This is a genomic window from Loktanella sp. F6476L, from assembly GCF_023015725.1.
Classification (GTDB): Bacteria; Pseudomonadota; Alphaproteobacteria; order Rhodobacterales; family Rhodobacteraceae; genus Yoonia.
Genome location: NZ_JALKAR010000009.1, coordinates 90,567 through 102,936, shown reverse-complemented (window position 1 = coordinate 102,936; position 12,370 = coordinate 90,567). Strand labels below are relative to the sequence as shown.

Below are 12,370 nucleotides of genomic sequence, written 5' to 3'. Positions count from 1 at the left end.
GAATATATCAATGGCTTCTACAATCCGCGCCGCCGACACTCAGCACTGGGCTGGAAAAGCCCCGTCGCTTTCGAACGGAAAGCGGCATAAACGAGCACTTGGGGCGGCACGAAAGCGCGACAGGTCCAGTCTGGTCTTCCAGAATGATCACGCCGTCATCGCCGCTATCAAACTTCAACGATCCTGCCAGCGGCGCGTGGTTCACGCCCCGTTGCAGCAATGCTGTCATCTCGTCTTGCGTCATTTGGTGCGACGATCCCGCGCAGCGAGCAGTTTCAAACGCAATGCGTTCAACTGGATAAAGCCTTGCGCATCCGTCTGATCGTACGCGCCTGCATCTTCTTCAAACGTCACATGCGCCTCGGAATAGAGGCTGTTTTCAGACCACCGCGCAACAGTTGTGGCAGAGCCTTTGTAAAGCTTGATCTTCACCGTGCCGCTCACGTGCTCTTGCGATTTATCAATCGCGGCTTGCAGCATTTCACGCTCCGGCGAGAACCAGAAACCGTTGTAGATCAGTTCTGCATAGCGCGGCATCAAGCTGTCTTTCAGGTGACCAGCACCAGAATCAAGCGTGATCTGTTCGATCCCACGGTGGGCTTCCAGCAACACAGTGCCGCCCGGCGTTTCATAGATGCCGCGGGACTTCATGCCAACGAAACGGTTTTCAACAAGGTCCAAACGACCCACGCCGTGCTTGCCACCCAGCTCATTCAGCTTGGTCAGCACAGTCGCGGGGGACATGCGTTCGCCGTTGATAGACACGGCATCGCCACGCTCAAACCCAACTTCGATGAACTCAGGCTCGTTCGGCGCATCCTCAGGATTAACAGTGCGCTGATAGACATATTCCGGTGCTTCAACAGCAGGATCTTCCAGAACTTTCCCTTCAGACGACGTGTGCAACAGGTTCGCATCGACCGAGAACGGGGCCTCACCGCGCTTGTCTTTCGCCACAGGAATCTGGTGCTGCTCTGCAAACTCAATCAGTTTGGTTCGGGACGTCAGATCCCACTCACGCCAAGGGGCGATGACTTTGATGTCTGGGTTCAGCGCATAAGCGGCCAATTCAAACCGAACCTGATCGTTGCCTTTACCAGTGGCGCCGTGGGCGATGGCGTCAGCGCCTTCGGCCTCAGCAATCTCAACCAAGCGCTTGGAAATCAGTGGGCGGGCGATAGACGTGCCAAGCAGGTAGATGCCTTCGTAAACGGCATTCGCACGGAACATCGGGAACACGAAATCGCGGACAAATTCTTCGCGGACGTCTTCGATGTGGATCGCAGATGCGCCCATCATTTCAGCCTTCGCGCGGGCGGGTTCCAGTTCTTCACCTTGACCTAGATCGGCAGTGAACGTGACAACTTCGCAGTTATATTCGGTCTGGAGCCACTTGAGGATGATAGAGGTGTCGAGGCCACCAGAATAAGCAAGGACAACTTTTTTAGGAGCGGACATAAGATCAAGCCTTTGATGCGGATATTTGTTGGAAACGGCGATACTGCGTTTGGGCGGGCAGGGCAAGGATAGCGGCGTTGACGGGGGTCCACCCGCGTGCAACCTAGGCGCACAATTCAACCAGACGAGTATTTTTCCATGGCGTTCAAAATCCTACTTCACACATTCCGCATGATTTTCGGTAATTTCGGGCAGGCGCTAAAGGTGTCGGTCGGGCCGTATCTGATCTTGATTTTGGGCTATGCCGTAATGTTTGGCGCGCTTAGCACGATGGCCGACTCAACAGTAGGGGTGACCCCGCTTATGTCCATCATGCTTGTCGTGTTGCTCCCGCTATCGCTTTTTGTGGCGGCGTGGGTCGCCGTATCGTGGCACCGGTTTATTTTGCTAGAGGAATATGTCGGTTTTCTTCCAACTGTGAAGGATCGCCCGATTTGGCCATATGCCGCAAAAGCTATTTTGATGGCTCTAATTCTGGGGCTAATTGGCGTGCTTTTGTTTTTTTGCTATTATTTACTTGCATTAATGCCGTTGGCCGCAGGTGGGCGGGAATCGAGCTCATTGTTTGGTGTTCTTTCCGCTATAGTGTTTGTGTGCGCATTTTTTCTCTTGGTCGTAATAAGCTTAAGAATGGGGCCAGCCTTGGTAGCGACGGCTTTGGGAAAATCGATGACATTTCGCGATGCAGTAGAAGCCACGAGCAAGATTCGCGGCGTTATTTGGGGTGTAGCCCTTCTGTTTGCTTTGCTAAATGCGATCCTAGGTTTCGCTTTTGAGCTCATTGGCAGTGCCGTGCCAATTCTTGGCATATTCATGAGTATTGCTTTGAATTGGCTGACCACACTGCTCGGCATCTCAATCCTCACAACGATCTACGGTCACGTCATCGAAGATCGCCCTCTAATTTCTTAACATATTGTTAATAAACAGAGTTTCGCAGCGAAACGATTAAAAGACGCCGGCGAGAAAGTCGGCGTCTCCGTCGTTTGCCAGTTCCGCCAAGGCCACAACCGGATCAAGCCAAACCGCTAAATGTCCCGGTTCTGACGGTGGCCCGAGCGGCAGAATGGGGCGCGCTAGATAGATGTGGCAAACCTTTTCGGCGTGGATTTTGTATTCAGGCATGTAGGTGAACCGCCTGAACACGCCGACCTTTCGTGGTGCGGCGATCCGGTATCCGGTTTCTTCCAAAACTTCGCGGTGCAATGCCTCGATCGGCCCTTCGCCCGGATCAATGCCGCCGCCGGGCAGCTGGAATTCATCGTGCGGCGCGCCTTGGTAGGTGACCAAAACCTTCCCGCCGCGAGGTAAAATCGCGTAGGCACCGGGCCGTTGCACGTACTTGTGTCCCGCAATCGGCGTGCTGCCATACCGTCTGATCATACCTTACCCCCTTGGACGCTACACTTGCCGCCCCTATATAGCCGCGATATGCCAATTCCTGACAAGATAGGAAAGCCGATGACCATAGGTTCAATTGCCTGGGACGATACAGTCCTGCCGTTTCAACTCGATCGTTCCGACATCCGTGGCCGGGTGGCCCGTTTGGATGGCGTGTTGGAAGAAGTTCTGAAACAGCACGACTACCCTGCCGTGATCGAAGGTCTGGTGGCTGAGATGGCTTTGCTGACCGCGATGATCGGCCAGTCGATGAAACTGCGCTGGAAGCTGTCCTTGCAGGTTCGCGGCGAAGGTGCTGCGCGTATTCTGGCGACAGATTATTATGCGCCGACTGACGATGGTCAACCTGCCCGCATCCGTGCCTATGCCAGCTACAACAAAGATACGCTGGACGAGAATGGCGATGGGTTTGAACAGATCGGCAAAGGTTACTTTGCGATCATGATCCATCAGGGTGAAGACATGGCGCCTTATCAAGGTGTGACACCGCTTGCCGGTGGGTCCTTGTCCGCTTGTGCAGAGACATATTTTGCGCAGTCTGAACAGTTGCCGACGCAGTTTTCGCTGTCTTACGGTCAAAACCAGATGCCGGGCGAAGGTCCAAAATGGCGGGCCGGTGGGATCATGTTGCAGCATATGCCAAAATCGTCGATCCGCGACGCCCCTGCGGGTGACGAAGCATTGCGTGAGGACGGCCTGACTGATCCGATGGATTTCCTGAACGAGGATGAAGGTGAAAACTGGAACCGCGCGACAGCATTGCTGAGCACTGTTGACGACATGGAACTGATCGGCCCAACCGTGACGCCGACCGAATTGTTGGTCCGTTTGTTCCACGAAGAAGAACCGCGCGTGTTTGACGCGAACCAGATCAAATTCGGCTGCACCTGTTCCGAAGACAAAGTGCGTCAGTCGTTGTCGATCTATTCCGCGAAAGACATCAAGACGATGACGACCGAGGAAAATACAGTGACGGCGGATTGTCAGTTCTGTGGGGCCCATTATGTGTTCGATCCTTTGACACTTGGGTTTGAAGGGGAAAAGGCCGCAGGCGATGACGCCTGATTACGGTCAAATCTTACGCGACGCGCTGTCCCAATCGGGTGGTGCGTCGTCTGATTTTGATCTGAACCCTGACATTGTCACGCCCGAGGGTCGCGTTTTGAAACCAGCTGCTGTGTTGGTTGGCGTGCGCGAAAACGGGAACTTGATCCTTACGAAACGCTCTGCGAAGTTGAAACACCATCCGGGGCAGATCGCCTTTCCGGGCGGTAAGATGGATGACACCGACGCGGACCTTGCGGCCGCTGCTTTGCGTGAAGCACGCGAAGAGATCGGATTGCCATCGGGTCAAGTTGACGTGCTTGGCGCGTTGCCGTGCCATGAAACGGTGACGTCCTACCAAGTGACCCCAATCGTGGCGCTGATACGCGGCGAATACACCGTGATCCCCGAAGCCGGCGAAGTCGCCGAAGTGTTCGAGGTACCGTTCACCCATTTCACCGACCCTGCAAGTTACCGCATCGAAGGTCGCCGCTGGCAGGGCAGGCGGCGCGAATATTATGTGGCCCCGTTCGGCGCATATTACATATGGGGTGCGACCGCCCGTATCCTGCGCGGCTTGGCGGATCGGATCGCATCATGAAAATCACGGCGGACTGGCTTTCTGCGACGCCTGCGCAAACCGTTTGTGCGTTGTTAGCAGATGCTGGTTTTCAGGCGTGGTTTGTGGGCGGTTGTGTCCGTGATACATTGCTGGATGCGCCTGTTGCCGATCTGGACCTGTCTACGAACGCACGCCCTGACGTCGTGATGAAGCTGGCGCAAGCCGCTGAATTGACCGTGGTTCCTACGGGGATCGACCATGGCACCGTGACGATCATCGTGGATAAGGAACCGATTGAGGTCACGACATTCCGCAAAGATGTTGCTACCGATGGCAGGCGTGCCGTTGTTGCGTTTGCCGACACGATGCTGGACGACGCCCGCCGCCGTGATTTTACGATGAACGCGCTTTATGCGGATCGTAACGGTGTGGTCGCGGACCCTTTGGGTGGATTGCCGGATTTGAAGGCGCGGCATGTCCGCTTTATCGATGATCCGGATCGCCGTATTCGCGAAGATTATCTGCGTATCTTGCGATTTTTCCGGTTTCACGCGTGGTACGGCAATGTCGATGACGGCATTGATGCAGATGGTTTGGCGGCATGCGCCGAGAATGTTGAAGGCATCCAGAGCCTGTCAAAGGAACGCATCGGTCAGGAGATGATTAAGCTGCTCGCCGCCCTTGATCCGGCCCCCGCTGTTGCGTCTTTTGCGTCTTGCGGTGGCTTGATGCAGGTGCTGCCCGGTGCAGATCACGGCGCGTTGGCGGTGTTGGTGCACATTGAACAGAACGCAGGGATGACGCCCGATCCGATCCGTCGTTTAGCGGTTCTAGGCGGGATGGACGTGGCTGAGAATTTGCGGCTGTCAAAGGCAAACGCGCGGCGGCTGGATGTGTTGCGCAGCGATGTGTCCCCGACCGAAATTGCGTATCGTCACGATTGCCAAACAGGCATGGATAAGCTGGCGATAGAATGCGCGTCTATGGGTCAAGATATAGACACTCATCAAGCGAAATCAGTAAATTTTGCAGCCAGTCAAACGTTCCCGATTACCGCCCCAGACCTAATGCCTGCGTTGCAAGGTGCGGCGCTGGGCGAGGCGTTGAAAGCGGCTGAGAAACGGTGGATCGCGTCCGGTTTCACGTTGACGAAGGATGACCTGATTGACTGAATTATTGCCGCTTTTCGGGTTCGTCTTTGCTGGGCTGTTTTCACCCGGTCCGAACGTGATTTTGCTGACGGCATCTGGTGCGCGGTTTGGGTTTCGCCCGACATTGCCTCATATTTCTGGTGTGGCGTTTGGCGTTGGGATCACGTCGGCGATCACGGGATTTGGTCTTGGCGCGCTTTTGCAAAGCTATCCATCCTTGCGGCTAATCCTGCAAATCTGCGCGAGCCTTTGGATTTTGTGGATGGCGTACAAGCTGTGGCTTGCCAATCCGGTGCAAAAGAATGACGCGGCTGATCGTCCGTTCACCTTTATCGAAGCGGTACTGTTCCAGTGGGTGAACCCAAAGGTCTGGGCGGTCGCATTGTCCGCGATGGTCTACGTGCCAATGGGATCACCGACAGAGCAGGCGTTAACGCTCGGCGCTACGTTTTCGGCCATAAACCTATGTGTGTGCCTGTTCTGGACTTACGCTGGAACGTTGCTGTCGTATCTGCTGACAAACGCGACCGCATGGCGCGTGTTTTTGCGTATCATGGCCGTCGCTTTGGTTTGTTTTTCGGTGCTGGTTTTCATCTAGGGCGTGCACGACTATGTCTAGGGGATAACCCCAAAGGCTATTGTCATGTTCCGCTTCTTTGAAAAGCTGGTCGACCCCTATGTCGCCTATCCCGAAAACAACACGCCGCCGCAAACGTTGCGCGCGTTTTTGTGGGACTATTTCAGGCCTTTTCGCGGAGTTTTCGTTTTTACGGGTGTCGTGTCAATCGTGATCGCGATTGTCGAGATCATGCTGATTTCCTACATGGGCCGGCTTGTGAATTTGCTAGGCAGCGGCACGCCGGATCAGGTCTGGACGACCTACGGGGTCGAGCTGATCGTCGTTGCTATTGCGATTTTGACGGTGCGGCCTGTCGTTTACATGGGTCAAGTGCTGCTGCTGAACCAGACAATCCTGCCCAATGTCGGCACGCTGGTTCGGTGGCGTGCGCATCGTCATGTTATGCGTCAATCGGTCGGCTGGTTCGAGGATGATTTTGCTGGTCGGATCGCGAACCGGATCATGCAGACGCCGCCTGCCGCGGGTGAAGTGGTGTTCGAAATTTTCGACGCGCTGACCTTTGCTGTGGCTTATGTTGTGGGCGCTGCTGTGCTGTTGTCCGGCGCTGACCCACGGTTGATGGTCCCGCTTTTGCTTTGGTTAGGGTCTTATTTGTGGCTGATGCGCTGGGTCATGGCCAAGATTGGTCCCGCGTCAGAGGCATCGTCGAATGCGCGGTCCGCTGTGACGGGGCGCGTCGTTGATAGTTATACAAATATCCATTCCGTGAAGATGTTCGCGCATCATGATCGGGAAATTGACTATGCGAAGGAAAGCATCGAAGAAGCGCGCCGCACGTTCCAGACCGAAATGCGGCTGTTCACGATCATGGATGGCGGGCTGACCCTGATTAACGGGTTCTTGGTCGTCGGTGTTGTTGGCTGGGCTGTCTATTTGTGGATGCAAGGCACGGCGTCTGTGGGTGTTGTCGCGGCGGCGACCGCCTTGGCGTTGCGGCTGAATTCGATGTCTGGGTGGATTATGTTTGCCGCGTCCAGTTTCTTTCGTGATCTGGGTGTCGTGAAGGAAGGGATGCAGACGATTGCGCAGCCAATTACGCTGCTCGATGATCCAAATGCGGTGCCGTTGCAGGTGTCACAGGGGGGTGTCGAGATGCAGGACCTGTCGCATCATTATGGGAAGCAGACCGGCGGGCTCGACCAGATCAACCTGACGATTGCACCTGGTGAAAAGGTGGGTCTTGTTGGCCAGTCGGGTGCCGGGAAATCGACGCTGGTGAAGTTGTTGTTGCGGTTCTATGACGCCGAAAGCGGGCAGATCGTGATTGATGGACAGCCGATAAACACCGTGACGCAGGACAGTTTGCGGGCTGCGATTGGTATGGTCCAGCAGGATAGCGCGTTGCTGCATCGGTCGGTCCGCGAAAATATTCTGTATGGCTGCCCAAGTGCCACCGAGGCCGAAATGATCGCCGCCGCGAAAAAAGCGGAAGCGCATGATTTCATCCTGACGCTGGAAGATAACGAAGGGAACGCCGGATATGACGCGCGCGTTGGTGAACGTGGCGTGAAATTGTCGGGTGGTCAGCGACAAAGGATCGCGCTGGCCCGTGTCATTTTGAAAGACGCGCCTATCTTGTTGTTAGACGAGGCGACGTCGGCGCTGGATTCAGAGGTCGAAGCCGCCATTCTAGAAACGCTTTATGGCATGATGCAGGGCAAAACGGTGATCGCGATTGCGCACCGTTTGTCGACGATTGCCCAGATGGATCGGATCATCGTGATGGACCAGGGTCGCATTATTGAAGACGGGACGCATGACAGTTTACTGGCGGCAAACGGGCAATATGCACGGTTCTGGGCACGCCAATCGGGCGGGTTTTTAGGGCAGGACACAGCAGGATCAAAAGCATGAGCATCGCGAACTGGATCGCCCCATTTCAAGCGGCGGATGGGCCGCCGCCAAAGACGCTGGTCGCCTTTGCGCGCTGGGCGTTGAAGGGCAGCTTTTTGCCGATTGCAGCTGGGTCAGCGGTTTCGGTGGTGTCGGGCCTGATCGAGGTCGCGTCAGCGTTAATGCTGGGCATGGTAATTGACGCGGCTTTGGCGGGAAGTGCCGAAGGCTTTTTCGCCGAAAATACGGGTCTAATACTGGGCGTTTCGGTGTTTTTCCTGCTATTCCGCCCTGCATGGCTTGCCCTGTCCGGCGTGATGCAATCGGTGGTTTTGGGGCCGTCGATTTCTGCGCTGATCCTATCGCGATTGCATCGCTATACGTTGGGGCAGGCGGTGTCGTTCTTTGACAACGACTTCGCGGGCCGGATTTCACAAAAGCAGATGCAGGCGTCGCGGGCGTTGACCGACATTGTCGTGGAATTTGTGCACACGGTGGTCTTTGCCTTCGCGTCCGTGGTTGGATCGTTGATCTTGGTCATGACGCTGGATTGGCGGGCGGGTTTTGCATTAGCGCTTTGGTTTATCGCTTATGTCTTTTTCCTGCGCTTCTTTATGCCCCGCATTCGCAAAGCATCTCGCGCGCGCGCGGCAGCGAACGCGACTGTGTCGGGCCAGATTGTTGATACGATTGGCAACATCAAGACGGTCAAATTGTTTGCCCATGACGATCACGAAGACAAAGCTGCAATCAATGCGATGAAGGCGTTTCGCCAAAAAGGGATCGCTTGGGGCTGGGTGTCTGCATCGTTCCGCGGATCGTTGATGGTGCTTTCGGGCGTTTTGCCTTTGATTTTGGTTGGCGTGACTCTGCTGGTTTGGAGCCGTGGCGGCGCATCGACAGGTGACATCGCGGTTGCGGGCACCATTGGGCTGCGTCTGGCGCAGATGACTGGTTGGGTCAGTTTCACGCTGATGGGCATGTACGGCAATGTTGGCGTTTTGGAAGACGCTGTGCAGACCCTGACGCCGGAACATACGCTGGGTGATGCGCCGAATGCAGGTGTTTTGGATGTGCCAAAGGGGACGATTACATTGGATGATGTGACGTTTTCCTACGGTGGTGGTCCGGGTGGTTTGAACGCTGTTGATCTGAACATCGCGAGCGGCGAACGGTTGGGCATTGTTGGTGCGTCCGGCGCTGGGAAGTCGACCTTGGTCGCGTTGCTTCTGCGGCTGTATGACACCGAAAAGGGCCGTGTCCTGATTGATGGTCAGGACATTTCGCAGGTGACACAAGAAAGCCTGCGCCGCCAAATTGCGATGGTGACGCAAGAAACAGCTATGTTTAATCGGTCGGCGCGTGACAACATCGGGTATGGATCACCTGATGCGACCGAGGATCAGATCATCGCGGCAGCACAGCAGGCAGAAGCGCATGACTTTCTGATCGATCTGAAGGATTTCATGGATCGGACCGGCTATGACGCGCATCTCGGCGAACGCGGTGTGAAACTGTCGGGTGGTCAACGGCAACGGATCGCGATTGCCCGTGCGATTTTGAAAGATGCACCGATCTTGGTGTTGGATGAGGCGACGTCGGCGCTTGATTCAGAGGTCGAGGCGTCCATTCAGTCCGCGCTGGAAACGGTGATGGAAGGTAAGACCGTGATCGCGATTGCGCACCGTTTGTCGACATTGGCCCGCATGGATCGCATCATCGTGCTTGACGCGGGGCGCATCGTTGAACAAGGAAGCCACGACGACTTGCTCGCGCAGGACGGTCTGTATGCGCGGTACTGGAACCGGCAATCGGGCGGCTTTATTAACGTGAAAGATGCGGCGGAATAATTCATGGCGATGATCGAAGGGTTAACCCACCTTGGCATGGGTAAATTGGACGACGGGCGGACATTGTTGCCGCGCGTTTTGCCGGGTGAAGAGGTTAGTGTTGATCAAGACGGCACAGTCCGGATTGTCACGCCATCTGTCGATCGTGTGTCGCCGCCGTGTCGCCATTTCAAGACCTGTGGCGGCTGTGCCATGCAACATGCCTCTGACGCGTTTGTCGCCGATTGGAAGCAGGAAATTGTGCGCAAAGCCATCGCTGCACAGGGTCTAAACACGGTGTTTCGCGATATTGCGACGTCGCCTGCCCAGTCGCGCCGGCGTGCAAAGTTTGCGGGTCAGCGTACCAAAAAGGGCGTGATGCTAGGGTTCTACGCGAAGGGCACTGATACGATTATCGCGGTGCCGGATTGCCAGTTGATCACACCGGGTTTGCATGACGCGCGTGCCGCGCTTGAGGCGCTGATCATGTTCGCGGCATCGCGTAAGTCGCATGTGTCGTTCACCGTGACCGAGACGTCAGTTGGCCCTGATATCAGTGTTGAGACGGAAAAAGAATTAACGTCGCAATTGCGGATGGAGCTTGCGGTGTTCGCGCAAATGCACGGCGTGTCGCGGCTTGTCTGGCAGGACGAAGTGATCGTGACGATGAACCCGCCTGCGCAGGATTTCGGTGGTGTGTCCGCGGTGCCGCCTGCTGGCGCGTTTCTGCAAGCGACGAAACATGGCGAAGCGGTTCTGCGTGATGCGGTGATTGAGATTACCCAAGGCGCGAAAAGCATCGTTGACCTGTTCGCTGGGTCCGGCACCTTTGCTTTGCCATTATCCAAGACGGCTGAAATCCACGCTGTTGAAGGTGAAGCGGATATGATCGCGGCCCTTGATCGGGGCTGGCGCGAAGGTAAGAACCTGAAGCGCGTGACGTCCGAGACGCGTGATTTGTTCCGCCGTCCGCTGGAACCTGATGAACTGCGGAAATTTGACGCGGCTGTCATCGATCCCCCGCGTGCCGGTGCTGATGCGCAAATTGCGACGCTTGCGGCAAGCGACGTCAAGGTGATCGCGATGGTGTCGTGTAACCCTGTCACCTTTGCCCGCGACGCAAAAATGCTTGTTGCACATGGCTTTACGCTAAATTGGGTACAGGTTGTTGATCAATTCCGCTGGTCGCCACATGTTGAGGTTGTGGCAAGCTTCACGAGGAAGTGAAGATCAGTTTGACGAAGGCGCTATGGTGGCGCAAATATAGTGCATAATATCCGGCAAAACGGCAGCAGACCGACGGTGGGCAGATGACAATTTCTAGGCGAACAATGGTAGTAGGTCTGGGCGCTGCGGCGCTGACCGGCTGTTCAACAACTAAATTCAGGACGTACAGCGGGCCGCCTGTGACCCGCATTCAGGTGTTCAAAGGGCAGCGTCGCTTGCAGTTGCTCAATGGCGAACGTCTGTTGAAAGAATATGATTTCGAGCTTGGTTTCGCGCCTGCTGGTCACAAGGCGTTTGAAGGCGACGGTCGGACACCCGAAGGCGCATATCTGATTAACCGCCGGAACCCGAATAGCCGTTATCATCTGTCTTTAGGTATTTCCTACCCGAACCGTAACGACATCGCCTATGCGCGGTCGCATGGATTAAGCCCGGGTGGTGATATCTTTATTCACGGCACGCCCAATCCGTTGTCGAACGAAGATGATTGGACATGGGGATGTATCGCCGTGACGAACGACGAGATTGAAGAAATCTACGCGATGGTCCGCGATTGGACCCCGATCTACATTTATCCCTGAAAAGAACTACCTGCGACGGGTGCACCAAGTGGGCGAATGTCGACGGCTGCTGGTGCTTGGAATGCACCCGGTGCCGTGCCGACGCTGAGCGTCCACCAAATTTTACCGGCTGGTTCTTGATACCATGCAAAACCGATGCGCTGGGCAGTTGGGTCAAGGATCACAGCGCGACTGTCTTGATCTTGGGTCCATGCGGCGAGCGTTTCCAGTTCGGTTTCATAGGATTCCGAAATGACTTCGCCAACAAGACGTCCAGAGAACCCTGCGCGACGTGCCCGATCCAACGGTGATGATCCGTCAGACCCGAACAGCCATGGCCGGTTCTGCACGGACATGTCCCGCGAATGGGTTGCGGCAGATGCGATCAGGTTCGGATCAAGTGTGACAGGCGTTACACCAGCTGCTTGGCGCAGCGCATTGATACTGTCTTCCATGCGGAACTGAATGGCATCGACGTCGTTTGCCCCGATTTGGTAAACCGTCGGTAGTGGCAAGCCATCAGGGCCGATTCTTGCGACTGGTGTACCACCAGAACAAGCGGCCAAACCAAAAGCTGTCAGTCCTAAAATCAATTCGCGTCGAAACATGGGGATACTCGCGTTAAGAATGCCTTGTCTTAGCGGCATTCGCACAACACCGCAAAC

12 protein-coding genes are annotated in these 12,370 nt (G+C 55.6%); 9 read left to right on the top strand and 3 right to left on the bottom strand.

The annotated features are described in order from the left end of the window. Positions 1-240: 240 nt before the first annotated feature. Positions 241-1,458, bottom strand: coding sequence for an argininosuccinate synthase (locus MWU61_RS16115; RefSeq protein ID WP_247129482.1), 1,218 nt, complete (start codon positions 1,456-1,458; stop codon positions 241-243). Positions 1,459-1,596: 138 nt separating this feature from the next. Between MWU61_RS16115 and MWU61_RS16110 the strand changes: the two genes are divergently transcribed. Continuing rightward, complete coding sequence (locus MWU61_RS16110) at positions 1,597-2,370, top strand: hypothetical protein (protein ID WP_247129481.1); 774 nt, start codon at positions 1,597-1,599, stop codon at positions 2,368-2,370. A gap of 36 nt (positions 2,371-2,406) precedes the next feature. Here MWU61_RS16110 and MWU61_RS16105 read toward each other — a convergent pair whose 3' ends face one another. Beyond that, positions 2,407-2,841, bottom strand: coding sequence for an NUDIX hydrolase (locus MWU61_RS16105; RefSeq protein ID WP_247129480.1), 435 nt, complete (start codon positions 2,839-2,841; stop codon positions 2,407-2,409). A 78-nt stretch (positions 2,842-2,919) separates the two neighbouring features. On the opposite strand from MWU61_RS16105, the gene MWU61_RS16100 reads away from it, so the two are divergent. From MWU61_RS16100 to MWU61_RS16065, 8 genes are all read left to right on the top strand, one after another. Beyond that, a complete protein-coding gene (locus tag MWU61_RS16100; protein ID WP_247129479.1) occupies positions 2,920-3,924 on the top strand; it encodes an Hsp33 family molecular chaperone HslO in 1,005 nt (334 codons plus the stop codon). After that, positions 3,914-4,504: a CoA pyrophosphatase gene (locus MWU61_RS16095; RefSeq protein ID WP_247129478.1), complete on the top strand. Its 591-nt coding sequence runs from the start codon at positions 3,914-3,916 to the stop codon at positions 4,502-4,504. Before MWU61_RS16100 ends, MWU61_RS16095 begins: the two co-directional genes overlap by 11 nt. Further along, positions 4,501-5,637: a CCA tRNA nucleotidyltransferase gene (locus MWU61_RS16090; protein ID WP_247129477.1), complete on the top strand. Its 1,137-nt coding sequence runs from the start codon at positions 4,501-4,503 to the stop codon at positions 5,635-5,637. Before MWU61_RS16095 ends, MWU61_RS16090 begins: the two co-directional genes overlap by 4 nt. Further along, positions 5,630-6,214 (top strand): LysE family translocator, encoded by a 585-nt coding sequence (locus tag MWU61_RS16085; protein ID WP_247129476.1) that lies wholly within the window; start codon positions 5,630-5,632, stop codon positions 6,212-6,214. The genes MWU61_RS16090 and MWU61_RS16085 overlap by 8 nt, the downstream gene beginning before the upstream one ends. A 45-nt stretch (positions 6,215-6,259) precedes the next feature. Then, positions 6,260-8,110, top strand: coding sequence for an ABC transporter ATP-binding protein (locus tag MWU61_RS16080; RefSeq protein WP_247129475.1), 1,851 nt, complete (start codon positions 6,260-6,262; stop codon positions 8,108-8,110). Beyond that, entirely contained in the window at positions 8,107-9,939 is a 1,833-nt protein-coding gene (locus MWU61_RS16075; protein WP_247129474.1) for an ABC transporter ATP-binding protein, read from the top strand. The genes MWU61_RS16080 and MWU61_RS16075 overlap by 4 nt, the downstream gene beginning before the upstream one ends. Before the next feature lie 3 nt (positions 9,940-9,942). Beyond that, complete coding sequence (locus MWU61_RS16070; RefSeq protein ID WP_247129472.1) at positions 9,943-11,145, top strand: class I SAM-dependent RNA methyltransferase; 1,203 nt, start codon at positions 9,943-9,945, stop codon at positions 11,143-11,145. Positions 11,146-11,249: 104 nt separating this feature from the next. Further along, complete coding sequence (locus MWU61_RS16065) at positions 11,250-11,726, top strand: L,D-transpeptidase family protein (protein ID WP_247129470.1); 477 nt, start codon at positions 11,250-11,252, stop codon at positions 11,724-11,726. On the opposite strand, the gene MWU61_RS16060 is transcribed toward MWU61_RS16065, so the two are convergent. Then, positions 11,717-12,313, bottom strand: coding sequence for a CAP domain-containing protein (locus MWU61_RS16060; protein ID WP_247129468.1), 597 nt, complete (start codon positions 12,311-12,313; stop codon positions 11,717-11,719). The two genes, MWU61_RS16065 and MWU61_RS16060, sit on opposite strands and share 10 nt — an antisense overlap. Positions 12,314-12,370 lie beyond the last annotated feature (57 nt).